Annotated in this window: 21 protein-coding genes; 10 read left to right on the forward strand and 11 right to left on the reverse strand. The window is 73.8% G+C overall.

The features are described from left to right. Positions 1 to 272: 272 nt before the first annotated feature. Positions 273 to 1,382, forward strand: coding sequence for a citrate synthase 2 (locus tag ACFWEE_RS02055; RefSeq protein ID WP_386885546.1), 1,110 nt, complete (start codon positions 273 to 275; stop codon positions 1,380 to 1,382). Positions 1,383 to 1,520: 138 nt separating this feature from the next. Here the strand turns inward: ACFWEE_RS02055 and ACFWEE_RS02060 are convergent, their stop codons facing one another. The 8 genes from ACFWEE_RS02060 to ACFWEE_RS02095 form a co-directional block, all read right to left on the reverse strand. After that, positions 1,521 to 2,150, reverse strand: a complete 630-nt coding sequence (locus tag ACFWEE_RS02060; RefSeq protein ID WP_386885547.1) for a TetR/AcrR family transcriptional regulator — start codon at positions 2,148 to 2,150, stop codon at positions 1,521 to 1,523. Further along, the gene (locus ACFWEE_RS02065) at positions 2,138 to 2,914 is read right to left on the reverse strand and encodes an enoyl-CoA hydratase family protein (protein ID WP_386885548.1); all 777 of its coding nucleotides are present in this window, start codon (positions 2,912 to 2,914) and stop codon (positions 2,138 to 2,140) included. The genes ACFWEE_RS02060 and ACFWEE_RS02065 overlap by 13 nt, the downstream gene beginning before the upstream one ends. Next, positions 2,911 to 4,560: an AMP-binding protein gene (locus ACFWEE_RS02070; RefSeq protein ID WP_386885549.1), complete on the reverse strand. Its 1,650-nt coding sequence runs from the start codon at positions 4,558 to 4,560 to the stop codon at positions 2,911 to 2,913. Before ACFWEE_RS02070 ends, ACFWEE_RS02065 begins: the two co-directional genes overlap by 4 nt. Before the next feature lie 68 nt (positions 4,561 to 4,628). Continuing rightward, positions 4,629 to 5,789: an acyl-CoA dehydrogenase family protein gene (locus ACFWEE_RS02075; RefSeq protein WP_386885550.1), complete on the reverse strand. Its 1,161-nt coding sequence runs from the start codon at positions 5,787 to 5,789 to the stop codon at positions 4,629 to 4,631. Beyond that, on the reverse strand, positions 5,786 to 7,843 hold the full coding sequence (locus ACFWEE_RS02080) for a biotin carboxylase N-terminal domain-containing protein (protein WP_386885552.1): 2,058 nt from the start codon (positions 7,841 to 7,843) through the stop codon (positions 5,786 to 5,788). The genes ACFWEE_RS02075 and ACFWEE_RS02080 overlap by 4 nt, the downstream gene beginning before the upstream one ends. 53 nt (positions 7,844 to 7,896) lie before the next feature. Next, entirely contained in the window at positions 7,897 to 9,495 is a 1,599-nt protein-coding gene (locus ACFWEE_RS02085) for an acyl-CoA carboxylase subunit beta (RefSeq protein WP_386885554.1), read from the reverse strand. A 76-nt stretch (positions 9,496 to 9,571) separates the two neighbouring features. Further along, a complete protein-coding gene (locus ACFWEE_RS02090) occupies positions 9,572 to 11,209 on the reverse strand; it encodes an acyclic terpene utilization AtuA family protein (RefSeq protein ID WP_386885805.1) in 1,638 nt (545 codons plus the stop codon). Positions 11,210 to 11,433: 224 nt separating this feature from the next. After that, positions 11,434 to 12,312: a TIGR03084 family metal-binding protein gene (locus tag ACFWEE_RS02095; RefSeq protein ID WP_386885556.1), complete on the reverse strand. Its 879-nt coding sequence runs from the start codon at positions 12,310 to 12,312 to the stop codon at positions 11,434 to 11,436. 140 nt (positions 12,313 to 12,452) lie between these two features. Between ACFWEE_RS02095 and ACFWEE_RS02100 the strand changes: the two genes are divergently transcribed. Next, positions 12,453 to 12,926 carry a GNAT family N-acetyltransferase gene (locus ACFWEE_RS02100; protein WP_386885807.1) on the forward strand — a complete coding sequence of 158 codons (474 nt, stop codon included), beginning with the start codon at positions 12,453 to 12,455 and terminating at the stop codon, positions 12,924 to 12,926. A gap of 102 nt (positions 12,927 to 13,028) precedes the next feature. Here ACFWEE_RS02100 and ACFWEE_RS02105 read toward each other — a convergent pair whose 3' ends face one another. Together ACFWEE_RS02105 and ACFWEE_RS02110 are read right to left on the reverse strand one after the other, a co-directional pair. Beyond that, positions 13,029 to 13,622, reverse strand: coding sequence for a hypothetical protein (locus ACFWEE_RS02105; protein WP_386885557.1), 594 nt, complete (start codon positions 13,620 to 13,622; stop codon positions 13,029 to 13,031). A 207-nt stretch (positions 13,623 to 13,829) separates the two neighbouring features. Next, positions 13,830 to 14,825, reverse strand: coding sequence for a DMT family transporter (locus ACFWEE_RS02110; protein ID WP_386885559.1), 996 nt, complete (start codon positions 14,823 to 14,825; stop codon positions 13,830 to 13,832). 142 nt (positions 14,826 to 14,967) lie between these two features. Between ACFWEE_RS02110 and ACFWEE_RS02115 the strand changes: the two genes are divergently transcribed. Further along, positions 14,968 to 15,984, forward strand: coding sequence for a LysR family transcriptional regulator (locus ACFWEE_RS02115; RefSeq protein ID WP_386885809.1), 1,017 nt, complete (start codon positions 14,968 to 14,970; stop codon positions 15,982 to 15,984). A gap of 17 nt (positions 15,985 to 16,001) precedes the next feature. On the opposite strand, the gene ACFWEE_RS02120 is transcribed toward ACFWEE_RS02115, so the two are convergent. Beyond that, the gene (locus tag ACFWEE_RS02120; RefSeq protein WP_386885561.1) at positions 16,002 to 18,980 is read right to left on the reverse strand and encodes an FAD-binding and (Fe-S)-binding domain-containing protein; all 2,979 of its coding nucleotides are present in this window, start codon (positions 18,978 to 18,980) and stop codon (positions 16,002 to 16,004) included. A 357-nt stretch (positions 18,981 to 19,337) separates the two neighbouring features. Between ACFWEE_RS02120 and ACFWEE_RS02125 the strand changes: the two genes are divergently transcribed. From ACFWEE_RS02125 to serC, 7 genes are all read left to right on the forward strand, one after another. Then, complete coding sequence (locus tag ACFWEE_RS02125) at positions 19,338 to 21,011, forward strand: ATP-binding protein (RefSeq protein WP_386885563.1); 1,674 nt, start codon at positions 19,338 to 19,340, stop codon at positions 21,009 to 21,011. After that, a complete protein-coding gene (locus ACFWEE_RS02130; RefSeq protein ID WP_386885564.1) occupies positions 21,008 to 21,472 on the forward strand; it encodes a roadblock/LC7 domain-containing protein in 465 nt (154 codons plus the stop codon). The genes ACFWEE_RS02125 and ACFWEE_RS02130 overlap by 4 nt, the downstream gene beginning before the upstream one ends. Beyond that, positions 21,472 to 21,843 (forward strand): DUF742 domain-containing protein, encoded by a 372-nt coding sequence (locus tag ACFWEE_RS02135; protein ID WP_327176349.1) that lies wholly within the window; start codon positions 21,472 to 21,474, stop codon positions 21,841 to 21,843. The genes ACFWEE_RS02130 and ACFWEE_RS02135 overlap by 1 nt, the downstream gene beginning before the upstream one ends. Beyond that, a complete protein-coding gene (locus ACFWEE_RS02140; protein WP_386885566.1) occupies positions 21,824 to 22,480 on the forward strand; it encodes an ATP/GTP-binding protein in 657 nt (218 codons plus the stop codon). Before ACFWEE_RS02135 ends, ACFWEE_RS02140 begins: the two co-directional genes overlap by 20 nt. After that, positions 22,477 to 23,736: a cytochrome P450 gene (locus ACFWEE_RS02145; protein ID WP_386885568.1), complete on the forward strand. Its 1,260-nt coding sequence runs from the start codon at positions 22,477 to 22,479 to the stop codon at positions 23,734 to 23,736. Before ACFWEE_RS02140 ends, ACFWEE_RS02145 begins: the two co-directional genes overlap by 4 nt. A gap of 56 nt (positions 23,737 to 23,792) precedes the next feature. Beyond that, positions 23,793 to 24,980, forward strand: a complete 1,188-nt coding sequence (locus ACFWEE_RS02150; RefSeq protein ID WP_386885811.1) for a cytochrome P450 — start codon at positions 23,793 to 23,795, stop codon at positions 24,978 to 24,980. 110 nt (positions 24,981 to 25,090) lie between these two features. Then, positions 25,091 to 26,209, forward strand: coding sequence for a phosphoserine transaminase (gene serC / locus ACFWEE_RS02155; RefSeq protein WP_386885570.1), 1,119 nt, complete (start codon positions 25,091 to 25,093; stop codon positions 26,207 to 26,209). Positions 26,210 to 26,277 lie beyond the last annotated feature (68 nt).

The following is a 26,277-nucleotide window of genomic DNA, read 5'->3' on the forward strand; positions in this document are numbered from 1 at the left end:
GGTCAGCTGTGGGCACGGGCTCATCCTGCCGCAGGAGGCCGGGGCCGGACGAGCCGGGAGCGGCGCCGTCTCGCGTCGAGCGACGCCGTCGCGCGTCAAGCGGCGGTCCCGCGCGACACGCGGGGGTGCTGTGCGAGACATCACCCTTCCTTGCCCCGGGGGAAGCCGCCACTATCGGGGGTCAGGCCCCGTCGAGGGCCTTTCGGGGCTTCGGGCTTCGCAGCCGGGGTCCTCACCGACACAGCTCGCAGCCGCACAGAGGGAGCCGCCTGATGTCCGCATTCGTACCCGGACTTGAGGGAGTCGTCGCGTTCGAGACGGAGATCGCCGAACCGGACAGGGAAGGCGGGGCGCTCCGTTATCGCGGGATCGACATCGAGAACCTCGTCGGTCACGTGTCCTTCGGCAACGTCTGGGGGCTGTTGGTGGACGGGGCGTTCAACCCCGGCCTGCCGGCCGCCGAACCGTTCCCCATCCCGGTCCACTCCGGTGACATCCGGGTCGACGTGCAGTCGGCGCTGGCGATGCTCGCTCCGGTGTGGGGCCTGAAGCCGCTGCTCGACATCGACGCGGCGACGGCCCGCGACAACCTCGCGCGGGCGGCCGTGATGGCCCTGTCGTACGTGGCGCAGTCGGCGCGCGGGCAGGGGCTCGCGATGGTGCCGCAGAGCGAGATCGACAAGGCGGAGTCCGTCGTCGAGCGGTTCATGATCCGCTGGCGCGGCGAGCCGGACCCCAAGCACGTCAAGGCCGTCGACGCCTACTGGACGTCGGCCGCCGAACACGGCATGAACGCCTCCACGTTCACCGCCCGGGTCATCGCGTCGACCGGCGCGGACGTGGCGGCGGCCCTGTCGGGCGCGGTCGGCGCGATGTCGGGCCCGCTGCACGGCGGCGCCCCGTCCCGGGTCCTCGGCATGATCGAGGAGATCGAGCGGACCGGCGACGCCACCGCCTACGTGAAGCGGGCGCTGGACAAGGGCGAACGTCTGATGGGCTTCGGCCACCGCGTCTACCGCGCCGAGGACCCGCGCGCCCGGGTGCTGCGGCGCACCGCGCGCGAACTGGCCGCGCCCCGCTTCGAGGTGGCTCAGGCGCTGGAGAAGGCGGCGCTGGAGGAACTGCACGCCCGGCGCCCGGACCGGGTGCTGGCGACGAACGTGGAGTTCTGGGCGGCGATCGTGCTGGACTTCGCGGAGGTCCCGGCGCACATGTTCACCTCGATGTTCACCTGTGCCCGCACGGCCGGCTGGTCGGCGCACATCCTGGAGCAGAAGCGCACGGGACGGCTGGTGCGGCCCTCGGCCCAGTACGTGGGCCCGGCGGCGCGGGACCCGCGCGAGATCGACGGGTACGACTCGATCACGCCGGTCACGGGCTGAGACGGCGGGCCGGGGTCCCGGGTGCGCACGGCAACCACCGCGCGCACCCGGAATCGTCCGTGCCCCGGAATCGCCCGTGCCCCGGAATCGTCCGGAAACAGCCGTTCCCCTGCGGCTCGCGTCCGGGTCGGGTGCGCCTCAGTCCAGCGCGCCCTCCACCAGCGCCGCCCACTGGGCCACGACCTTCCGGCGGCGGGCGGTGTCGTCGGTGAGGAGGTTGGCGAGGCCGAGTCCCCGGGCCATGTCCAGGAGGCCCTGGACCGTCTCGCGCACCCCGGGCCCGCTCTCGTCGGCCCCGAGCAGGGCGACGGCGATGCGGTGGGTCTCCCGGCCGACGCGGGCTTCGAGTTCGGTGACCCGGGGGCGCAGTTGGGGCTCGTTGGAGGCGGCCACCCAGAGCTGGAGCGCGGCGCGGAAGAGCGGCCCGGTGTACAGGTCGACGAGCGCGGCGACGACCTCCGCGCGGCCCTGCACGGGGAGCGCCCGCAGCGCGGCGGAGCGCTCCTCCGCGACGTACTCGACGGCGCCGGTGAACAGGTCCTCGCGGGTGGGGAAGTGGTGCTGGGCGGCACCCCGGGAGACCCCGGCCCGTTCGGCGACGACGGAGACCGTGGAGCCCGCCCAGCCGTGGGCGGCGAGGCAGGCCACGGCTGCCTCCAGGAGCCGCTGCCGGGTGGCCCGGCTGCGGTCCTGCTTGGGCGACTTGGCCGCGCCCGCGGCGGCCGTTCCGGAGCGGGGCGTGTCGTTCGGGGGCGTCACCACACCCATGCGGGGTCCCGTCGTTCGAGGAAGGCCGTCATCCCCTCCCGTGCGTCGTCGGAGGCGAAGAGCGCGGTGGACAGGGCGACGAGGTCTTCGGCGTGTTGGTCGAAACTCTCCAGCACGGTAGCCGTGACCAGCTGCTTCGACGCCATCAGCCCCTGCGGGGACGCCTTGCGCAGTCCGTCCAGTACGGGTTCGAGCGCCTTGTCCACCTCGTCCGCGCCCTCGCCCGGGGCGACGGCTCCCGCCGGGTCGCCCGCGGCGAGGGTGACCAGGGAGATGCGGGCGGCCTCGACCGCGTCGAACCGTTCGCCGGTGAGGAAGTAGCGGGCGGCGGCGGAGCGTTCGAGGCGGGGCAGCAGGGTCAGCGAGATCACCGCCGGGGCGAGCCCGAGCCGCGACTCGGTGAGCGCGAAGCTCGCCCCGGGCCCGGCCACCGCGATGTCACAGGCCCCGAGCAACCCCAGCCCGCCGGCCCGGACGTGTCCGGTGACCCGGCCGACCACCGGCTTGGGCAGGGCGACGATCTTCCGCAGCAGGGCCACGAACTCCCGGGGATCGGCGGGTGACGTGAGGTCGGCCCCGGCGCAGAAGGTGGTGCCGGTGTGGGTCAGTACGACAGCCCGCACGGCGGCGTCCGCGGCGCAGGCGTCGAGCGACCGGGCCAGTTCGCCGACCAGTTCGGCGGAGAGGGCGTTGCGGCGGGCGGGGGCGTCCAGGGTGAGGGTGGTGATGCCCCGGTCGTGGACGGGTGCGGCGAGGCTGCTCATGCGGGGCTCCCTTCGGCGCCGGCGGCCTGCTGCCCCGACTGCCCTGCCTGGTCACGGAGTTCGCGGTCCCGGAGTTCGCGGTCCCGGAGTTCGCGGCGGAGGATCTTGCCCGAGGTGGCCCGGGGCACCGCGTCGATGAACTCGGCCCGCCGGATCTTCTTGTACGGGGCGACGCGCTCGGCGACGTAGGCGAGCACGTCCTCGGGCGTGAGCTCCAGGGCGTCCGGGGACGGTGAGCGGACCAGGAACGCCTTGGGGATCTCGTTGCCCGCGTCGTCGTACACGCCGATGACGGCGGCGTCGGCGAGGTGTTCGTGGCCGAGCAGCAGGGCCTCCAGTTCGGCGGGGGCGACCTGGTAGCCCTTGTACTTGATCAGCTCCTTGACCCGGTCGACGACGTACAGCCAGCCGTTCCCGTCGACCCGGCCGACGTCCCCGGTGTGCACCCAGCCGTCCTCGTCGATCATGGCGGCGGTGGCGTCGGGGCGGCCGAGGTAGCCCTTCATCACCTGGGGGCCCCGGATGAGGATCTCGCCCTCCTCGCCGGGCTCCGCGTCCTGCCCGGGGTCGGTGAGCCGCACGATCCGCATCTCGGTGCCGGGGATCAGCTTGCCGGCCGTGCCGTCCGGCGGGTTCTCCTCGGAGAGCGGCACGACGTGGGTGCCCGGGGAGAGCTCGGTCATGCCGTACGCCTGCCGTACGGGAGGTAGCCCGAGCCGCTCCGAGCAGGCGCGGGCCAGGTCGGCGTCGAGCGGGGCGGCGGCGGAGACGATGTAGCGGAGCGAGGAGAGGTCGTAGCGGGCGACGGCCGGGTGCTTGGCGAGGGCCAGCACGATGGGCGGGGCCACGTACAGTCCGGCGATCCGGTGCTTCTCGATGGCGGCCAGGAACTGGTCCAGGTCGAAGCGGGGCAGCACCACCACGGTCGCCCCGTGCCGGAGCGGCCCGTTCATCAGCGCGGTGAGCCCGTAGATATGAAAAAAGGGCAATACGGCCAGAACTGGCTCATCCTGGACGAGAGGGGCCAACGGCTGGAGCTGCTCCAGGTTGGTGGCGATGGAGGTGTGGGTCAGCATCACCCCCTTGGGGGCGCCGGTGGTGCCGGAGGAGTACGGCAGCACGGCGACGTCCTCGTCCGGGTCGATCTCCACCCGCGGTTCGGGGGCGGTGGAACCGAGCATGTCGAGCACCGAGGTGTACCCCTCGGCGGCGTCGCAGACGAAGATCTGCCGTATCCCGCCCGCCCGTTCGGCAGCCCGGCGGGCGGTGTCCAGGAGCGGGGAGACGGTGACGATCCAGCGCGCGGAGGCGTCGGTGAGCTGCTTGGCGAACTCCTCGGCGGTGGCCAGCGGGTGGACCGTGGTGACGGAGGCACCCGCGCGCGTCGCCCCGTAGAACACGGGCGGGTAGGCGATGGTGTTGGGGCTGTGCAGGGCGAGGACGTCGCCCTTGCGGAGCCCGGCCTCGGCGAGCGCGGCGGCGATCCGCCGGTGAAAGTGGTCGAGTTGGGCGTAGGTGAGGGTCATCCCGTTCGTGCCGTCGACCAGCGCGGCGGTCTCCCCGAACTCGGCGGCCCGGCCGAGGACGGCTTCGTGGATGGGTGTGCTGAGGAGGGCGACGTCTGCGTACTCGCTGCGGAACACCATGGCGGTCCCCTGTCGACGCGGTGGGCGGCTGGAAGCGGTACTTCTCGGCGCGGATCTTCTGGCGGGGGTCAGTACGACTTCGGCAGGCCCAGCGACTGGTGGGAGACGTAGTTGAGGATCATCTCCCGGCTGACCGGGGCGATCCGGGCGACGCGGGCGGCGGTGATGAGCGAGGCGAGCCCGTACTCGCGGGTGAGGCCGTTGCCGCCGAGAGTGTGCACCGCCTGGTCGACGGCCTTCACGCACGCCTCCCCGGCCGCGTACTTGGCCATGTTGGCGGCCTCGCCCGCGCCGATGTCGTCGCCCGCGTCGTAGAGGGCGGCGGCCTTCTGCATCATCAGCCGGGCCAGTTCGAGTTCGACATGGGCGACGGCGAGCGGGTGGGCGACGGCCTGGTGGGCACCGATCGGGGTCTTCCACACCTGGCGGGTCTTCGCGTACTCGACGGCCCGGCCGAGCGCGTACCGGCCCATGCCGATACCGAAGGCGGCGGTCATGATGCGCTCGGGGTTGAGCCCGGCGAAGAGCTGGAGCAGCCCGGCGTCCTCGTCGCCGACGAGCGCCTCGGCGGGCAGCCGTACGTCGTCGAGGACCAGCTCGAACTGCTTCTCCGGGGCGTGGAGTTCCATGTCGATCTGCGAGCGCCCGAACCCGGGGGCGTCGCGCGGGACGATGAAGAGGCAGGGCTTGAGCTTCCCGGTACGGGCGTCCTCGGTGCGGCCCACGACGAGCGTGGCGTCGGCGATGTCGACGCCCGAGACGAAGACCTTCCGGCCGGTGAGCAGCCAGTCGTCGCCGTCGCGGCGGGCGGTGGTGGTGATCCGGTGCGCGTTGGATCCGGCGTCCGGCTCGGTGATCCCGAAGGCCATGGTGACGCTGCCGTCGGCGAGCCCGGGGAGCCACTGCCGCTTCTGCGCCTCGGTGCCGAAGCGGGCGATCACCGTGCCGCAGATCGCCGGGGAGACCACCATCATCAGCAACGGGGCACCGGCGGCCCCCAACTCCTCCAGCACGATGGAGAGTTCCGCCATCCCGGCGCCGCCACCGCCGTACTCCTCGGGGAGGTTCACGCCGAGGTAGCCGGACTTGGCGGCATCCGACCAGAGTTCGTCGGTGTGCCGGCCCTCCGCGACGACGGAGGTCAGGTAGGCGCGCCCGTAGCGCTTGCCGAGGGCGGCGACGGCGGCGCGGAGCGCCTGGTGCTCGGCGGATTCGAGGACGGTGCTCATGGCTGCGGTTCCTCCTGGGCGTGGGGTTCCTCTTCGGGCGTGTCCTGGACGTGGGGCGTGTCCTGTACGACGGCGAGCAGTGCGCCGACCTCCACCTGGAGGCCCGGCGCGGCGTGGAGCGCGGTGAGGGTGCCGGTGGCGGGGGCGAGGATGCGGTGCTCCATCTTCATCGCCTCCAGCCAGATCAGCGGCTGCCCGGCCTCGACGGCGGACCCGGCCGCCAGCCCTTCCGCGAGGCGGACGACGGTGCCGGGCATGGGGGCGAGCAGGGAGCCGGGTTCGCTGCGGGTGGCGGGATCGGTGAAGCGGGGCAGGGCGGTGAAGGCGTGGGAGCCGTCCGCCGTGTCCACGTACACCTGGTCGCCGTGGACGGTGACGGCGAATCTGCGGGTGACACCGTCGAGTTCGAGGGCGACCCGGTCGGGGCGGACCTCCGTCACGCGGATGCCGGGCGCCTCGTGCGGGACGGGGCCCGTGCGGGTGGCCCGGTAGGCGGTCTCGTACTCCCCGGCGTCGGGCTCGGCGCGGTGGCGCTTGGTCTGCGGCTGGGAGGGGAGGTTGCGCCAGGCGCCGAAGCGGGCGGGTACGGCGGCGTGCGCCGGGGTCCGTACCGCTTCCCCCGCCGTACGGGCCGCCGCGTCGGTCGTCCGTACCGCTCCCCCCGCCGTACGGGCCGCCGCGTCGGCGAGGGTGGCGGCCAGGGCGGCACGGCGGACGGCCGCCTCGTCGGGGGCGGGGGTGAGGGCGGCGAGGTGGCGGTCGTAGAAGCCGGTGTCGAGGCGGGCGGCGAGGAAGTCGGGGTGGCGCAGGGAGCGGACCAGCAGGTCCCGGTTGGTGACCGGGCCGTGGACGCGGGCGCGTTCCAGGGTGCGGGCGAGGAGGCGGACGGCCTCGGTGCGGGTGGCGGCGTGGGCGACGACCTTGGCGAGCATCGGGTCGTAGTGCACCCCGATGGTGTCGCCGCCGGTGTAGCCGGTGTCCAGGCGGACCCCCGGTTCGCCGGGCAGGTCGAGCGCGTGCAGGAGCCCGGTCTGCGGGCGCCAGTCGTGGGCGGGGTCCTCGGCGTAGAGCCGGGCCTCCACGGCGTGCCCCTCGGGGGCGGGCGGCCCGGCGGCGGGCAGCGGCTCGCCCTCGGCGGTCCGCAGCTGGAGGGCGACCAGGTCGAGGCCGAACACCGCCTCGGTGACGGGGTGTTCGACCTGGAGGCGGGTGTTCATCTCCAGGAAGTACGGCCGCCCGTCGGCGGAGACCAGGAACTCCACGGTCCCCGCGCCCCGGTAGCCGACGGCCCGTGCGGCGGCCACCGCCGCGTCGTGCAGCCGGGCCCGCAGCTCCTCGCCGAGGCCGGGCGCGGGGGCCTCCTCGACGACCTTCTGGTGGCGGCGCTGGAGGGAGCAGTCGCGGGTGCCGAGCGCCCAGACGGTGCCGTGGTCGTCGGCCATCACCTGCACCTCGACGTGCCGGCCTCGCTCCACGTACGGTTCCGCGAACACCTCGCCGTCCCCGAACGCGGACTCCGCCTCGGCCCTGGCGGCCGTCAACTCGGCGGGCAGCGAGCCGAGTTCCCGCACGATCCGCATCCCGCGGCCACCGCCGCCCGCCGCCGCCTTGAGCAGCAGCGGCAGGTCTTCCTCGGTCGCGGCGGCCGGGTCGACGGGGGCGAGCAGCGGGACCTCGGCGGCGGCCATCAGCTCCTTGGCGCGGGTCTTCGACGCCATCTGCTCGATCGCCTTGACCGGCGGGCCGACCCAGGTGAGCCCGGCGTCCTGCACGGCGGCGGCGAAGGGGGCGTTCTCGGAGAGGAAGCCGTACCCGGGGTGCACGGCGTCGGCCCCCGCAGCCAGCGCGGCGGCGACGATCAGGTCGCCGCGGAGGTAGGTGTCGGCGGGCGCCGCGCCCGGCAGCCGTACGGCGAGGTCGGCCTCGCGGACGTGCAGGGCGCCGGCGTCCGCGTCGGAGTACACGGCGACGGTGGTGATGCCGAGCGCCCGGCAGGTGCGGAAGATCCGGCAGGCGATCTCGCCGCGGTTGGCGACGAGCAGGGAAGTGATCACGTCAGTCCTCTCAGTCCTCTCTGTTCTCACGGCGCTCCTGGTCCTGCCGCGGCTCACATCCGGAAGACGCCGAAGCCGCCGCGGGCGCCTTCGACGGGGGCCGTGTGGATCGCGGACAGGCACATCCCGAGGACGGTCCTGGTGTCGCGGGGGTCGATGACCCCGTCGTCGTAGAGCCGCCCGGAGAGGAAGACCGGCAGCGACTCGGCCTCGATCTGCTGCTCCACCAGGGCGCGCAGCCCGGCGTCGGCCTCGTCGTCGTACGGGCGGCCCTTGGCGGCGGCCGAGGCGCGGGCGACGAGGGAGAGGACGCCCGCGAGCTGCTGCGGGCCCATCACGGCGGACTTGCTGCTGGGCCAGGCGAAGAGGAAGCGGGGGTCGTAGGCGCGTCCGCACATGCCGTAGTGGCCGGCCCCGTAGGAGGCGCCCATCAGCACGGAGAGGTGCGGGACCCTGGAGTTGGAGACCGCGTTGATCATCATCGCGCCGTGCTTGATGATGCCGCCCTGCTCGTACTCCTTGCCGACCATGTAGCCGGTGGTGTTGTGCAGGAAGAGCAGCGGGATGTCGCGCTGGTTGGCGAGCTGGATGAACTGGGCGGCCTTCTGCGACTCGGCGCTGAAGAGCACTCCCTGCGCGTTGGCGAGGATGCCGACCGGGTAGCCGTGCAGCCGCGCCCAGCCGGTGACCAGGCTGGTGCCGTAGAGCGGCTTGAAGGCGTCGAAGTCGGAGCCGTCGACGAGCCGGGCGATGACCTCGCGCGGGTCGAACGGCACCTTCAGGTCGCCCGGCACGATGCCGAGCAGTTCCTCCTCGTCGTACTTCGGCGGTTCGGCGGGGCCCGGATCGACGTGCGCCTTGCGCCAGTTGAGGCGGGCGACGATCCGGCGGGCCTGCCGCAGCGCGTCGTGCTCGTCCACGGCGAAGTGGTCGGCGAGCCCGGAGGTGCGGGCGTGCATCCCGGCGCCGCCGAGCGATTCGTCGTCGCTCTCCTCGCCGGTCGCCATCTTCACCAGCGGCGGCCCGCCGAGGAAGACCTTGGACCGGTCCTTGATCATGACGGTGTGGTCGGACATCCCGGGGACGTACGCGCCTCCGGCGGTGGAGTTGCCGAACACCACGGCCACGGTGGGGATTCCGGCGGCGGAGAGCCGGGTGAGGTCGCGGAAGAGCGCGCCGCCGGGGATGAAGATCTCCTTCTGCGAGGGCAGGTCGGCGCCTCCGGACTCCACCAGGCTGACGCAGGGCAGCCGGTTGGCGAAGGCGATCTCGTTGGCCCTCAGCGCCTTCTTCAGGGTCCACGGGTTGGAGGCGCCGCCGCGTACGGTCGGGTCGTTGGCGGTGATCAGGCACTCGACGCCCTCCACCACCCCGATCCCGGTGACGAGCGAGGCGCCCACGGTGTAGTCGCTGCCCCAGCCGGCCAGCGGCGACAGTTCCAGGAACGGGGTGTCCGGGTCGATCAGGAGCTCGATCCGCTCGCGGGCGGGCAGCTTCCCGCGCGAACGGTGCCGCGCCACGTACTTCTCACCGCCCCCGGCCAGCGCCTTCGCGTGCTCGGCCGCGAGGTCGTCGAGCTTGGCGAGGAGGGCGGCCCGGTTGGCGGCGTACTCGGGTCCGGCGGTGTCGAGCCCGGTGGGCAGGACGGTCATGCGGTGACCTCCGGTGCGATGGATCGGTACGGGGGTACGGGCGATCGGTGCGGGATTACGGGCAGCGGAGGCGGGCTCAGGTCGCCGGGTCGAGGAGTGAGACCGGTACGGCGAGGTGGCGCGAGCGCAGCCACTCCCCCAGCGCCTTGGCCTGCGGGTCGAACCGGGCCTGCGCGGCGACCCCTTCGCCCAGCAGTCCGCGGACGACGAAGTTCACCGCCCGCAGCCGCGGGAGCACATGCCGTTCGACCTCCAGCCCGGCCGTCTCCGGGAGGAGTTCGCAAAAGCGCTCCACGGTCAGCTCGTGCGCGAGCCACGGCCAGGCGCGGTCGTCGCGCACCCACACCCCGACGTTCGCGTCCCCGCCCTTGTCGCCGCTGCGCGCCCCGGCGAGCAGCCCGAGCGGCACGCTCCGGGTCGCCTCCGGCTCCGGCGCGGGCGGCAGCGGGACCTCCACCGGTACGAGGTCGAGCACCCGGGTCAGCGCGGGCGCGGGCACCACCTGCCGTGTCCCGTCCGGCAGCACGGCGGTGTGCTCGACCTCGGAGGCCGGTACGTGGGCCGCCTCGAAGACCCCGTACGGGGCGCCCTTCCCGGGCGGGGCGGTGACGTGGAACCCGGGGTAGCTGCCGAGGGCCAGCTCCACGGCGGCCCCGGAGACGGCCCGGCCGACCGCCTCCGCGTCCCGGTCGCGCACCACGAGCCGGAGCAGCGCGCTGGCGGTCTCCTCGGTGGGCGCGTCGGGGTGGTCGGTGCGGGCGAGTTCCCAGCGGACCTCGGCGGGCGGTTTCCCGGACCGGTCGAGCGCGTCGGCGAACTGCTCCCGCACCAGACGGGACTTGGCCTCGATGTCGAGTCCGGTGAGGACGAAGACGACCTCGTTGCGCCAGCCGCCGAGCCGGTTGAGCCCGACCTTCAGCGTGGGCGGCGGCGCCTCGCCCCGTACCCCGCTGATCCCGACCCGGTCCTGGCCCTCCTGGACGAGCCGTACGGTGTCGAGGCGGGCGGTGACGTCGGGTCCGGCGTACCGGGCGCCCCCGGTCTCGTACAGCAACTGCGCGGTGACGGTGGAGAGATCGACCACCCCGCCGGTGCCGGGGTGCTTGGTGATGACGGACGAGCCGTCCGCGTGGATCTCGGCGATCGGGAAGCCGGGGCGGCGTACGTCGTGGTCGCCGAAGAAGGCGTAGTTCCCGCCGGTGGCCTGGGTACCGCACTCCAGGACGTGCCCGGCGACGACGGCCCCGGCGAGGGCGTCCAGGTCGTCGGGGCCCCAGCCGAAGTGGGCGGCGGCGGGCCCCGTGACCAGGGCGGCGTCGGTGACCCGCCCGGTGACGACGACGTCCGCGCCCGCCCGCAGGCAGGCGGCGATCCCGGCGCCGCCGAGGTACGCGTTGGCGGTGAGGAACCCCTCGGGCACCGGCCGGCTGTCGCCCTCCACGTGCGCGACCCGCACCGGAATGCCGAGCTTGTCGGCCAACTCCCGCACAGCGTCAGCGAGTCCGGCCGGGTTGAGGCCGCCCGCGTTGGTGACGATCTTCACCCCGCGCTCGTGTGCCAGCCCGAGCGATTCCTCGAGCTGCCGCAGGAAGGTGGTCGCGTACCCGCGCGAGGGGTCCTTCAGGCGGCTGCGGCCGAGGATGAGCATGGTGAGCTCGGCGAGATAGTCGCCGGTGAGGACGTCGAGCGGGCCGCCGGTCACCATCTCGCGCATCGCGTCGAACCGGTCGCCGTAGAACCCGGAGGCGTTGCCGATGCGGAGCGGGGTGGGCGCGGGCGGATCGAGCGGGTGGGTGCGGGCGGGCTCGGTGACGGAGACGGGGATCTCGACGGCGGGCGCCAGGGTGACGGGGGCGGGGCCGGGGAGGGCGGGTGCGTCGACGGGGCCGGGCGGCGCGGCGGGGGTCTGCGCGGAGGTGGACCGTGCGGGCGGGATGGTCATATGGCATCGCTCCCAGAGGCGTTCGAAGGACCGGACTCGCCTTCTCGTCTGCCCCCGCCCGCGTCCTTGCCCCCGCCCGTGCCCTTGCCCCCGCGCGGGGCGCGCCCCGCGCCAGGCAGCCCGGCGAAGGCCTGCGCGATGTCCAGCCAGCCGTCCGCCCCGTCACCGACCGCCCGCAGCGCGAGATCGTCCCGGTGGGCGCGCCGCGTCACCAGCAGGCAAAAGTCCAGCAGCGGCCCGGTCACCCGCTGCGCCGCGCTCTCCGGCCCGAACGCGACCAATCCGCCGTCCGGAGCTTCGAGTTCGACCCGGAACTCCTCGCCCGGCGGGGTGGCCCCCCGCACGAAGTAGGCGTAGTCCCGGGCGCGTACGCCGATCCTGGCGACATGCCGCAACCGCCCGGTCGGCGCCCGGACGACCCCGAGCGCGTCGGCGACGTCCTGCCCGTGCGCCCAGGTCTCCATGAGCCGGGCGGTCGCCATCGAGGCGAGGCTCATCGGCGGCCCGTACCAGGGAATGCGGGTACCGGGAACGGCCTCCCGCAACACCTCCTGCAGCCGCTCCCGCCCGGCCCGCCACCGCCGCAGCAGCTCGGCGGGGGACGCGGCGGCGACAGCGGCCCCGGCGGCCTCGTCCACGAAGCTCTCCGGCGCGGCGAGCGCGGCCTCCACCTCCGCCCCGAACGCCCCGGGGTCCGTCGCGGCGGTCACGGCGACCCCGTCGGTCCAGGTCAGATGCGCGATCTGGTGGGCGATCGTCCAGCCGGGTGCGGGGGTCGCTCTCGCCCACTCCTCGTTACTCAACTCCGCTACCAGAGCGTCGAGTTCTTCGCTCTCGTCCCGCAGATCGTCGATCACGGCGATGGCATCGGACACGTGCGCTCCCCTCGGGGCATGGCGTGGTGCCCCGGAGCATGGCAGCGGCCGGAGAAACAAGCAAGCGTGCTTGCATGATTTTCTGACACTGGCGCCCCAGCTCCTTCCGCCGAGTGGTCAGGGTCGGGCCCATGACCTCCATGGACGTCTCCCTGCGGCCCGTGCACCCCAGCGATCTGCCCGTGTTCTTCCGGCACATGAGCGACCCCGAATCGAATCGGATGGCGGCCTTCACCGCCGAGGACCCGACGGACCGGGTTCACTTCGACGCCCACTGGAAGCGCGTCTCCGCCACGCCCGACGTGGTCACCCGCACCGTGCTCGCGGACGGCGACGTGGTCGGGCACGTCGCCGTGTACGGCGAGCCGGACCAGCGGGAGGTCACCTGTGTCGTCGATCGCTCCTACTGGGGACGGGGCATCGCGACCGCCGCGTTGCGGATCCTGCTCGAAGAGGTCGCCGAGCGCCCGCTGTTCGCCAGGGCGGCGGCCGACAACACCGGATCGGTACGGGTCCTGCAGAAGTGCGGCTTCGAGGTCGTCCGCGGGGAACGGGGCTTCGCGAACGCGCGGGGAGAGGAGATCGACGAGCTGGTACTGCGGTTGGCCGGATGACGTCGCCGGCCCCGCCGACGCGTCGGTGCCGGTGTCCGCGCGAGGCAGCGGCCGGCGGCGCCACCGCGCGCGCCGCACCGGCGCGCCGAGGCGGCCCCCGGTTCAGGGGATGAGCCCCGCCACCGTCCCCGTTCCGGCGGCGCGCCCGCGGTGGCGGAAGGCGAAGTGCCACCCGCTCTCCAGGGCCACGACCTCGTGCAGGGCGACCGTCGCACGCGCCGTGTGCAGCGGGCGGAGTACGTCCGTCCCGGACGGCAGCGCCACGGTGCCCCGAACCCCGTCGGAGCCGAAATAGAAGGTGCACGCGTCACCGTCGTGGATCTCCGCGCCGCCGTGCTCCCCCGCCTCCATCTCCACCTCCGCCGACAGGACGATGTCCGCGGTGAAGGTGTCGTACACGCCGATCGACCCGGGCCGGGCGAGGACCTGCCCCCGCTCGATCGTGTCCGCCACGGAGTGGGGCAGCAGGAGGCCGACGTTCCAGCCCGCCTCTCCGACCGGCACGGGCTTGCGACCCGACCCCTCGATCCCGGCGACGCGGACGGTCGTGCCGCCTCCCGCACCGACGGTCTCCACCTCGTCGCCGACGAGGACCCGGCCCCGCTCGATCCGGCCGGTGGCGAGGAGCGAGCGGCCCTGGCTATGGGTGAACACGTCCTCGACCCACATCAGAAACGGCTCCGGCCGGTCCTCCATCTGTCCCCACTGCTCCTTCGCCGAACGGGCACGAACCGGTCGGTGCGGGTCCCGAAGGGCGCGTCGGCCGCGTGAAGCACAAGGATCTCAGGGGGGTCGCCGGGCATCCTCACACGCCCCACCCGCCCCACCGACAGCGGGCCGGGCGTCCCGGGGGTGCCACCGCACCCCGGAACGCCCGGCCCGCTCCGCTCCTCGCCGAGGCCGTTACGCCTCCCGCCGCTTCCTCTTCCGCGCCCCGCCACTCGGTCCCCGTACCGCCCCGACGCTCGCGCCGATGACGAGCGCGATGGCGAGGGCGTCCGTGGTGGAGAGGGCCTGGTCCAGGATGAGGAAGCCCGCCAGCGAGGCGATGGCCGGTTCGAGGCTCATCATGACGGCGAAGGTGGAGGCGGGCAGGCGGCGGAGCGCCATCATCTCCAGGGTGTAGGGGAGTACGGAGCTGAGCAGGGCGACCGCGGCGCCGAGCAGGACGGTGGTCGGGACGGCCAGCTTCGTACCGGACTCCGCGATGCCGAGGGGCAGCGAGAGGAGGGCGGCGACGGCCATGGCGAGGGCCAGGCCGTCCGCCTTCGGGAAGCGGCGGCCGGTGCGGGCGCTGAAGACGATGTACAGGGCCCACATCACTCCGGCCGCGACGGCGAGTCCGGCGCCGAACAGGTCGAGCCGGCCGAAGCCTCCCGCGCCGCCGAGGAGGGCCACTCCGACGAGTGCGAGACCCGCCCAGAGAAGGTTGATCAGGCGGCGGGAGGCGATGACGGAGAGGGCGAGCGGGCCGAGCACTTCCAGGGTGACCGCGATGCCGAGGGGGATGCGGTCGAGCGCCTGGTAGAAGAGGTTGTTCATCGCGCCCATCGCGACGCCGAAGGCCACCACGGTGCCCCAGTCGGCGCGGGTGTAGCCGCGCACCTTGGGGCGGCAGACGGCCAGCAGCACCACGGCGGCGACCAGCAGGCGCAGGGTGACCACGCCGAACGCACCGGCCCGGGGCATCAGCAGGGCGGCGACCGCCGAGCCGAACTGGACCGAGACGACGCCGCCGACGACGAGTCCGACCGACACGAGCGCTCCGCCGCGCCCCGTCGGCTGCCCGGAGCCGTGCGGACCGCCGGTGGGGGCGTCGGGTGCTCCGTCCAGGGCGGTCACCGCCTCGGGGACGGTGACGGCTGCGGCCGGCTCCACGGCGCTGCGCTGGTCGTTCACTGGGTTGGCCTTCCGGATGGTGCGGGAGGGGCAGCGGAACACATCCCCTCGGTACAATGTAATGCACCACGAAGTGCATTGCACGGGACTATGCGGGCGCAGCCCAATGCGCCACCGTAGGCAGCCGCGCGCCGCGCGTGAAATGCCTTCTGCGCTCCGGTTATGCTCCGCACGCATGAGCAGGGAACAGCAGGACGGCGACGGTACGAGACGCCAGGACGCCCGCGCGGAGCGGCGGGCCGCCGGTGCCGACCCCACACGGACCGGAACCGGTCGCCCCATCGAGCTGCGCCACCTGCGGGCCTTCCTCGCCGTCGCCGACGAACGCAACGTCACCCGGGCCGCCGAGCGCCTAGGCCTCACCCAGCCCGCCGTCTCCCGGACCCTCGCCTCGCTGGAGGCCCACCTCGGCACCCGGCTCGTCGACCGCTCCACCCACCACCTGGTCCTCACCCCGGAGGGCGTCGCCTTCCGGGACAAGGCGGCTCTCGCGGTCAGCGCCTTCGACGACGCGACGGGCACCGGGCGCCCGCGGCGCAGGCCGCTGCGGCTCGGGCACGCATGGTCGGCGTTCGGCCCGTACACCACACCGCTGCTGCGGACCTGGCAGGCGCGGTATCCGGGAACCCCGCTGGAGCTGCTGCGCATCGACGACCGTACGGCCGGGCTCACCCGGGGCGAGGTGGACGCGGCGCTGCTGCGCGGCCCGGTGGACGCGCCGGGGCTGGTCACCGAGGCGCTGTTCAGCGAGGACCGCGTCGCGGCGGTCACCGCGGACGGCCCGTACGCCGGTCGCGCCGCGCTCTCCCTCGCCGACCTGGCGGCGGGGCCGGTGGTCTTGAACACGGTGTCCGGCACCACCACGCCCGGCCTCTGGCCCCCCGGCGCATGCCCCGCCGCCACCCTGACCGTCGCCAACACCGACGACTGGCTCACCGCCATCGCCGCCGGACACGGCTCGGGCGTCTCCGCCGCGTCCACCGCCGACATGCACCCGCACGCGGGGGTCGTCTTCGTCCCGCTGACCGACGCCCCGCCGCTGCCCGTCCTGCTCGCCCGCCGCGACGGCCCGGGGCACCCGGCGCTTCCGCGGCTCGTGGCGCTGGCGCGGGAGATCGTCGCGGGCGGGGGCGGCCACGAGGAGGAGCAGCCCGGCTGAGAACACGGGAAGTGCCGCTACCCCTCGTGCACGCCGCCCTCTCCTTCCAGCCCCTCCGCCAGCCCCTCCGCGAGCAGCTCGGCGAGATGCTTGGCCCGCACCCCCGCCAGCTGCTCCAGCTGGGTGCGGCAGGAGTAGCCGTCCGCCAGGATCTCCGTACCCGGGGCCGCCGACCGTACGGCGGGCAGCAGCCGCTCCTCCGCGCAGGCCACCGAGACGTCCCAGTGGCCCTTCTCGAAGCCGAAGTTGCCCGCCAGGCCGCAGCAGCCGCCGGTCAGCCCGCCGTCGAGTCCGGCCCGTTCGCGCAGGCGGCGGTCGGCGGCGTCGCCGAGGACGGCGTGCTGGTGGCAGTGGGTCTGGCCGGTCACCGCGCGGTCCAGCCGGGGCGGCTCCCAGTCGGGGGCGTACTCCTCCAGGTACTCGGCGAAGGTCCGTACGGATGCGGCGAGTTCGGCGGCGCGCGGGTCGTCGGGGAGGAGTTCGGGGAGGTCCGTGCGGAGCGCTGCGGCGCAGCTCGGTTCGAGGACGACGAGAGGGCGGCCGGACGAGCCCCCGAGGGAGGGGCCGAGCCGGTCCAGGGTGCGCCGCATGACGGTACGGGCGCGGTCGAGGCGGCCGGTGGAGACGTAGGTCAGCCCGCAGCAGAGCCCCGGGCCCGGGTGGCGGACGGTCCGCCCGGCGGACTCCAGGACGCGGACGGCGGCGTGGCCGACCTGCGGGGAGAGGTACGTGGTGAAGGTGTCGGGCCACAGCAGGACCTCCCGGCCGCCGTCCGCACCGGCCCGGTCCGCGCCGGTCCGGTCCGCGTCGGCCGCGTCCCCACCGGCCCCGTCCGCACCCGCCCCGGCCGCACCGGCCCCCGCCGCACCGGCCCCCGCCCACCGTGTGAACGGCTCGCGCGCCAGCGCCGGGATCGGGCGCTCGGGGGCGATGCCCGCCAGGCGCTTGGCGAGCGCGGCGAGCGGGCGGATCCGGGCGAGGGTGTTGAGCAGGGGGGCGACGGGGGCGGCGAGGCGCAGCCAGCGGGGCAGCGAGCCCAGGGCGTAGTGGGCGGCGGGGCGGATCCGGCCCCGGTAGTGGTGGTGGAGGAACTCCGCCTTGTACGTGGCCATGTCGACGCCCACCGGGCAGTCGCTGCGGCACCCCTTGCAGGAGAGGCAGAGGTCGAGCGCGTCGCGGACCTCCGTCGAGCGCCACCCGTCGGTGACGATCTCGCCCGCCAGCATCTCGTGGAGGAGCCGGGCCCGGCCGCGCGTCGAGTGCTGCTCCTCGCCGGTGGCGCGGAAGGAGGGGCACATGACGCCCGCGCCGGGCGCCGCCGTCGTACGGCACTTGGCGACGCCCACGCAGCGGCGCACGGCGGCGGTGAAGTCGCCGCCGTCCTGCGGGTATCCGAAGGCGACGTCGACCGGGCGGCGGGGCAGGACGGCGAAGCGGAGATTGGTGTCGAGCGGGTCCGGGCGGACCAGCATCCCGGGGTTCATCCCGCCAAAGGGGTCCCAGAGGTCCTTGAACTCGGCGAAGAGAGCGACGAGTTCGGGACCGTACATGAGGGGGAGGAGTTCGGCGCGGGCCTGTCCGTCGCCGTGTTCGCCGCTGAGCGATCCACCGTGGGCGGCGACGAGGCGGGCCTGGTCCTCGGAGAAGCGGCGGAAGCGGGCGGTGCCGTCGGGGGTGAGCAGGTCGAAGTCGATGCGGACGTGGATGCAGCCGTCGCCGAAGTGGCCGTACGGGGTTCCGCGCAGCCCGTGTTCGGCGAGCAGGGCGCGGAACTCGCGGAGGTAGGGCCCGAGTCGGGCGGGCGGCACCGCGCAGTCCTCCCAGCCGGGCCAGGCTTCGGTGCCGTCGGGCATCCGGGTGGCGGTCCCGGCGGCGTCCTCGCGGATGCGCCACAGGGCGCGCTGTCCGGCGGGGTCGGTGACGACGGCCGCGTCGAGGGCGTCGGCCGCGCGCACGATGCGGATGGCCCGGTCGTGGGCTTCGGCGGGGGTGGCGCCGCCGGTCTCCACGAAGAGCCAGGCGCCGCCCCGGGGCAGCCCGGCGAGCTCCCCGCCGCCTCCGGCGGACGGGCGGACGAGGTCGGCGGCCATGCCCTCGACGGTGAGCGGGCCGTGGGCGAGGAGCCCGGCGGCGGCCTCGGCGGCGGCGGCCTCGTCCGGGTAGCCGAGAACGGCGAGGGCGCGGGCGGGCGGGGCTTCGACCAGCCGGACGGTGGCCTCGGTGACGACGGCGAGGGTCCCCTCGCTGCCGCAGAAGGCGCGGGCGAGGTCGGGTCCGCCGGGGTGTTCGGGGAGCAGGGCGTCGAGGGCGTAGCCGGAGATGCGGCGCGGGAGGTCGGGGAAACCGGTACGGAGCGGGGCGAGGTGGCGGTCGGTGAACTCCCGCAGCCCGGCGGGGGCGCCGCCCGCCCGGCCCGCGCCGGGGCCGGCGCTCTCCGCCCCCCAGCCGCGGCCGAGGCGCAGGGTGTCTCCGCCGTAGCGGGCGACGGTGAGGGCGTGGACGTTGTCGGCGGTGGTGCCCCAGGCGACGGAGTGGGCGCCGCAGGAGTTGTTGCCGATCATGCCGCCGAGGGTGCAGCGGCTGTGGGTGGAGGGGTCGGGGCCGAAGGTCAGCCCGTGCGGGGCGGCGGCGGCCCGCAGGTCGTCGAGGACGACGCCGGGCTGGACGACGGCCGTACGGGATCCGGGGTCCAGCTCCACGATCGCGTCGAGGTGCCGGGTGAGGTCGAGGACGATGCCGGTGCCGGTGGCCTGGCCCGCGATGGAGGTGCCGCCGCCGCGCGGTACGACGGGCACCCCGTGGGCGCGGCAGACGGCGAGGGCGGTGGCGACGTCGTCGGCGTCGCGCGGGGAGACGACTCCGAGGGGGACCCGCCGGTAGTTGGAGGCGTCCATCGTGGTGAGCGCCCGGGAGGTCGCGTCGAAGGAGGTCTCCCCCCGGACCTCGGAGCGGAGGTCCCGGGCCAGGGCGTCACTGAGAGCGTGCGTTTCGGCCATGGCACCAGCATGCCGGGCGGGTACCCGCACTCTTCGGACAACACCGCCCGCACAACCCCATAGGCAACACGAAACGAACAGAGAACGCCACCATGACTTCCCAAAAGGACCCTCAATTCTCCTATAGTGAGCACGACTTGCGCTGGAAGAATCAGCTCCAGTTGTCACGGCTCTCTCACCCTCCGCGACGAAGGCGCCGAAAGCCGTTTCCCGACCGCCTCGCCCCATCGCCTCGCCCCACCGCCCCAACCTCCGCCCCCCGCCCGACGCCCCCACTCGACGCCCCGCCTGCCGCCGCGTCCGCCGCGCCGCCCGACCGGTCGGCGCCGTCCGTGCCGTCCGCCCCGAGGACTCCGATTGCGCCCCTCAACCCGGTCGACCGCGCTCACCGCGCTGGTGTCGGCAGTCGTCTCAGGCTCGCTGTGCGCGTGGGCCACCGTCGTGGCCCCCGCTTCGGTGCGGACCCCCCTGGCCTGGGGGGCGGGTGCGGCAGCCGTCGCACTGACCGTGGCCGCGGCCGTCGCCGCCCACGCGCTGGGCACCGCGCGGGCGGTGCGGGAGGCCCGTGCGGCGGACAGCCGGAGGTTCACCGACGAGACCACCCGCCTGGTGTCGGCCGCCTCCGCCGACGCGCAGCGCTTCACCGCCGAGGCCGCCCGGATCAAGGCCACCTCCCGCGCCGAGGCCACCCGCGCCGCCTCCGAGGCGGCCACCGCGCTCGCCCGGGCCACCACCGAGGCGGCCACGGCCAAGGAGCGGCTGGCGGCGGAGACCGCGCGGCGCACCGCCGAGAACGAGGCCGACCGGGAGCGCTTCGCCGCCGAGAAGGCCGCGCTCTCCGCCCGCCTCGCCCAGGCCGAGCGGGAGCGGTCCGCCGCCCTGTCGACGGGCGCCAACGCGGCGAGCCGGATGCAGGCCCTGGCCACCAGCATGCTGGCGGACCTGCGGGAGATGGAGAACCGGCACACCGACGAGAACGTCCTCGGCGACCTCCTCCACCTGGACCACCGCACCGCCCAGGCCGGCCGGCTCGCCGACTCCGTCGCCGTCCTGACCGGTGCGCGTTCGGGGCGCCGATGGGCCAGGCCGATCGTGATGGAGTCCATCCTGCGCGGCGCGATGGGCCGGATCAGCGGCTACCGGCGCATCCGGCTCCACTCGACCAGTGACGTGGCCATCGCCGGTCACGCGGCCGAGGGCGTCATGCACGCGCTCGCCGAACTCCTCGACAACGCCGCCAACTTCTCGCCGCCCACCGCCGAAGTGCACGTGTACGTCGAAGAGGTGCCGTCCGGTGTGGTGATCACCGTGGAGGACAGCGGGCTCGTCATGAGCGACGTGCAGCTGCGCCGCGCCGAAGCGGCCGTCTCCCCGGGCGAGAGCGTCGCCGCGCCCTCCGGTACCCGCCTCGGTCTCGCCGTCGTGGGCCGCCTGGCCCGCAAGCACGGGCTGCGGGTCTCCTTCCGGCCGTCCGCGCGCGGGGGCACCGGCGCCCTGCTGATGCTGCCGCAGGAGCTCATCGCCCGTACGCCCGCGGGCGCCGCGTCCCCGACGCTCCCCGCCGCCGTACCGAAGCCCCGTACCCCCGAGGCGCAGACGCGCGACACCACCGCGCCGGAGCCTCCTGCCCCCGAGTCCCGCACTCCCGAGCCGGAGCCCACCCACTCGGCGGCGGACGCCGAAGCGGCGCAGGCCCCCGAGGACACGGCCCGCCCGGCCGAGGACGCCAGGACCGCGACCGAGGACGCCGGGACCGTCGCCGAGGGCGACACGCGCACCCGCGGGCCCGCCCCCGAGTCCGAGGCCGAATCGACCGGCTCCTTCCCGAAGTTCGGCGAGAGCGGACTGCCCCGCCGGCGGCGTGGGCGCACCTTCGCCGCCGCCGAAGCCCGCGCGGCGGCCACCGCCCCCGTCGATCCGGCCACCCCCCGGGACCGGGCGAACGACGCCAAGAGGCAGGCCGAGCGCTTCAGCAGATTCAGCCAGGCAGTACGGGCCAACGCCCCCCTCCCGGAAGGCAACACCCGATGACCGCGACCACCGACGAGAAGCTGAACTGGCTGCTGGAGGGCCTGCTCGAACGCACCCCCGGCGCCCGGCACGCCCTCGTGCTCTCCCGGGACGGCCTGAAGCTGTGCCGCACCCCCGAGCTCTCCGTGGACCAGGCCGACCAGCTCGCCGCGATCTCCGCGGGGATCCAGAGCCTTTCGCACGGCGCGTCCGTCGAGTTCGGCGACGGCAGCGGCGGCGTACGGTCGGCGATGGCCGAGTTCTACGGCGGGGTGCTGTTCATCGTGGAGGCCGGTACGGGCGCCCACCTGGCGGTCGTCGCCGCCGAGGACTCCGACGTGGGCCTCGTCGGGCACAACATGAGCGAGCTGGTCGAGCAGTTGGGCGAGCACCTGGTCGCCCCGCCGCGCGAGACGGCCCCGTCCGACGGTTCCGCCGGGGCGGGCACCGGGCCGGGCACCGACGCGGGAACCACCGTCTGATGCCCCCGGTGCCGCGCCCCCGCCCCGGTCGTGACGACTCCCCCGACCGGCTCTACACCCTCACCGGTGGCCGCAGCCGGACGGACTCCGACGCCTTCGACCTGGTGACGCTCGTGGTCTCCGAGTGCGAGCCGGCGCCCGGCATGCAGTCGGAGCACGTCGCGATCCTGCGGATGTGCGAGCGCCCCACCGCGGTGGTGGAGATCGCCGCGACCCTGAAACTGCCGGTCGGCATCGTCCGCATCATGCTCGGCGACATGCTCGACACCGGCCGCATCAGCGCACGCCATCCCCGTACCGCCCGTGTCGCGGACCGGCTCCCCGACCCCGACATCCTGGAACAGGTGCTCGTTGGACTCCGCAACCTCTGACCGCGCCGCCCTGCGGGCGACGGCCGACAACGGACTGAAGATAGTCGTCGTCGGCGGATTCGGCGTGGGCAAGACGACCATGGTCCGTTCCGTGAGCGAGATCCGTCCGCTCAACACGGAGGAGACGATGACGCGCGCGGGCGAGGCCGTCGACCACCTCGACGGCGTGCAGTCGAAGGCGTCCACCACGGTCGCCTTCGACTTCGGCCGCATCACCCTGGACGAGCGCTCGGTGCTGTACCTCTTCGGGGCGCCCGGCCAGGAGCGTTTCTGGTTCCTGTGGGACCGCCTCTTCTCCGGCACGCTGGGGGCCGTCGTGCTGGTCGACACCCGTCGGCTCGCGGACTCCTGGTACGCCATCGACCGTCTGGAGCACCACGGCACGCCGTTCATCGTGGCGTGCAACGACTTCGGCGGCCCGCTCCACACCGAGCAGCAGATCCGGGACGCCCTCGACCTGTCGGAGGACGTGCCGCTGGTGGAGTGCGACGCCCGCGACCGGTCGTCCAGCAAGTACGTCCTGATCACGCTGGTCGAACATCTCCACGCGCTGTCCGCCGCCCGCGCCCGGACTCCGGAAGGGGCGCTCGCGGGCGCCTCCGAGGCGGCCGGCCGAACCCCGGAGTCCACCTCGTGAACGCGTGCCCCGTCGACCACGGCCAGGGTGCGGCCCAGGGCCTCGGTCCCGTACCGCTGTCCGGGCCCCGGTTCGCCACCGAGCCGCACCAGCTGTACCGGGAGGTGCGGCGGGACCACGGCCCGGTGGCGCCGATCGTGCTGCCCGGCGACGTGCCCGCGTGGCTCGTGCTGGGCTACCGCGAGCTGCACCAGGTCACCACCGATCCGGCCCTGTTCACCCGGGACTCGCAGATCTGGAACCAGTGGCCGAACATCGCCGACGACTGGCCGCTGCACCCGATGATCAGCAAGGACCAGCCGTCGATCCTCTACACCGTCGGCGAGCGCCACAGCCGCCGCTCGAAGGTGATCAGCACCGCGCTCGAGGCCGCCGACCCCTTCGAACTCCGCACGTACACCGAGGCGTTCGCGGACGAGCTGATCGACGCCTTCTGCGCGGCGGGCAGCTGCGACCTGATCGGCGCGTACGCGATGCTGCTGCCCGTCCGGGTCCTCGCCAAGCTGTACGGATTCGCGGACGACCAGGGCCCCGCCCTCGTCACGGCGATGAACGACATGATCAACGGAGGGCCCGACGCGCTCGCCGGTCAGCGTCACATCGCCGGTTCCGTCATCCAGCTGGTGGCCGACCGGTCCGCCGCCCCCGAGGACGACGTGCCGTCCCGGATGCTCGCCGACACCGGGGAGTTCACCGCCGACGAGGTGGCCCGCGACCTCATGGTCATGCTCGCCGCCGGGCACCAGCCGACCGCCGACTGGATCGGCAACTCGCTGCGGCTGATGCTCACCGACGACCGGTTCGCCGCCTCGCTCTCCGGCGGACGGCACAGCGTCGCCGAGGCGATGAACGAGGTGCTGTGGGAGGACACCCCCACCCAGAACGTGGCCGGCCGCTGGGCGAGCCGCGACACCCACCTCGGCGGGAAGCACATCCAAGCCGGTGACCTGCTGATCCTCGGCGTCGCCGCCGCCAACGCCGACCCCCAGGTGCGGACCGACGGCTCCGCCCTGACCGGCGGCAACAACGCCTTCCTCTCCTTCGGCCACGGTGAGCACCGCTGCCCGTTCCCCGCCCAGGAGACCGCCGAGGTCATCGCCCGTACGGCGATCGAGGCGATCCTCGACCGGCTTCCCGACGTCGATCTCGCGGTCCCGGCCGAGGACCTCACCCGGCGCCCGTCGCCGTGGCTGCGCGGCCTGACGGAGCTGCCCGTCCGCTTCACACCCACTCCCGCCCTTGGAGGCACGCGGTGACCGCGACGACCACCGAACCGACCGGCGCGCAGGACGACGAGCGCATCGTCCTCGACATGTTCGTCGGCGACCTCAGGGGCGAGAGCGCCCGGCTGCACGCGGCCGGTCCGCTCGTCCCCGTGGAGCTGCCCGGCGGGGTCCACATCTACGCCGTCACCCACCACGCCGAGGCGAAGGCGGCCCTCACGGACCCGCGCCTGGTGAAGGACATCGACGTGTGGAACGCCTGGCAGCGCGGTGAGATCGCCCCCGACTGGCCGCTGATCGGCCTGGTCAACCCGGGGAAGACCATGCTCACCTCGGACGGCGCCGAGCACCGCCGGCTGCGCGGCCTGGTCGCCCAGGCGCTGACCGTGCGCCGGGTGGAACGGCTCCGCGAGGGCATCCAGGCCCGCACCGACGAGCTGCTGGACCGGCTCGCCGCGCGCCCGGCGGGCGAGAGCGTCGACCTGAAGGCCGAGTTCGCCTACCCGCTGCCGATGAACGTCATCAGCGAGCTGATGGGCATCGGCACCGAGGACCTGCCCCGGATGAAGGAACTCTTCGACAAGTTCTTCTCCAACCTGACCCCGCCCGCCGAGGTCCCGCAGGTGATGGGGAACATCCACACCCTGTTCACGCGCATCCTGGAGGAGAAGAAGGAGTCCCCGGCCGACGATCTGACCGGTGCGCTGCTGAACGCTTCCGAGGACGGCGACCGCCTCACCGACGACGAGATCCTCAACACCCTCAAACTGATCATCGCCGCCGGTCACGAGACCACCATCAGCCTCATCGTCAACACCGTCGTCGCCCTCCAGACCCACCCCGAGCAGCGGGCGCTGGTCCTCTCGGGCGGGGCCACCTGGGAGGGTGCGATCGAGGAGACGCTGCGCTGGTCGTCGCCGACCTCGCACGTCCTCATCCGCTTCGCCACCGAGGACATCGCCATCGGCGACCGGGTGCTGCCGAAGGGCGAGGGCCTGATGGTCTCGTTCGCCGCGCTCAGCCTGGACGAGAAGCAATGGGGCCCGGACGCGGCCGAGTTCGACCTCACCCGCTCCCCCAACCGCCACCTCTCCTTCGGCCACGGCCCGCACATCTGCCCGGGTGCGGCACTCTCCCGCCTGGAGGCGGCCGTCGCGCTCCCCGCGCTGTACGCCCGCTTCCCGGAGCTGGAGCTCGCGGTCCCCGCGACCGAGCTGCGGAACAAGCCGATCGTGACCCAGAACGACCTCTTCGAACTCCCGGTCACCCTGGGCTGAGCCGATTCCGCTTACCGCACCGGCCGCCGTGTTGTCCACAGGTCGGAGCGTCCGTCTCACCGGCCGGACAGGGGCTTTCGCCCCGTCCCCGAGGGACTACGCTCCGACTCGTGGCCGACATCCAGATTCCCGCTGACATCAAGCCCGCCGACGGACGCTTCGGCGCCGGGCCCTCCAAGGTGCGGACGGAGGCGCTCGACGCGCTGGCCGCCACCGGAACCTCTCTCCTCGGTACGTCCCATCGCCAGGCCCCGGTCAAGAACCTGGTCGGCGAGGTGCGTGACGGTGTACGCAGCCTCTTCTCCCTCCCCGAGGGGTACGAGGTCGTCCTCGGCAACGGCGGGTCCACCGCGTTCTGGGACGTCGCGACGCACGGTCTCATCGAGACGAAGTCCCAGCACCTGAACTTCGGTGAGTTCTCCTCGAAGTTCGCCAAGGCCGCGAAGCTCGCGCCCTGGCTGGCCGACCCGAGCGTGATCTCCTCCGAGCCCGGCACCCACCCGGAGCCGCAGGCCGAGGAGGGCGTCGACGTCTACGCCTTCACCCACAACGAGACCTCCACGGGTGTCGCGGCGCCGATCAAGCGCGTCGCCGGTGCCGACGAGGGCGCGCTCGTCGTGGTCGACGCCACCTCGGGCGCCGGCGGTCTGCCGGTCGACATCACCGAGACGGACGTCTACTACTTCGCCCCGCAGAAGTCGTTCGCCTCCGACGGCGGCCTCTGGATCGCGGCGTTCTCCCCGGCGGCCCTGGAGCGCGCGGCGCGCGTCCACGCCTCCGGCCGCCACATCCCCGAGTTCTTCTCGCTGCCCACGGCGATCGACAACTCGACCAAGAACCAGACGTACAACACCCCGGCCCTCTCCACCCTCTTCCTGCTCAACGAGCAGCTGAAGTGGCTGAACGGCCAGGGCGGCCTGGACTTCGCGACCGGCCGCACCCTCGCCTCCTCCCAGCACCTCTACGGCTGGGCCGAGGAGTCGAAGCACGCGACCCCGTTCGTCACCGACCCGGCGAAGCGCTCGCGGGTCATCGGCACGATCGACTTCTCCGACGACATCGACGCCGCCGCGATCGCCAAGGTGCTCCGCGCCAACGGCATCGTGGACACCGAGCCGTACCGCAAGCTGGGCCGCAACCAGCTGCGCGTGGCGATGTTCCCGGCGATCGACCCGGCCGACGTCCAGGCCCTCACCGCCTGCATCGACTACGTCATCGAGAAGCTGTAACCAGCACGGCACCCCGGCTCACCGCCCGGCGCCTGGCATCTGGCACCTGGCACCTGGCACCTGGCACC

Source organism: Streptomyces sp. NPDC060184 (assembly GCF_042728795.1).
Classification (GTDB): domain Bacteria; phylum Actinomycetota; class Actinomycetes; order Streptomycetales; family Streptomycetaceae; genus Streptomyces.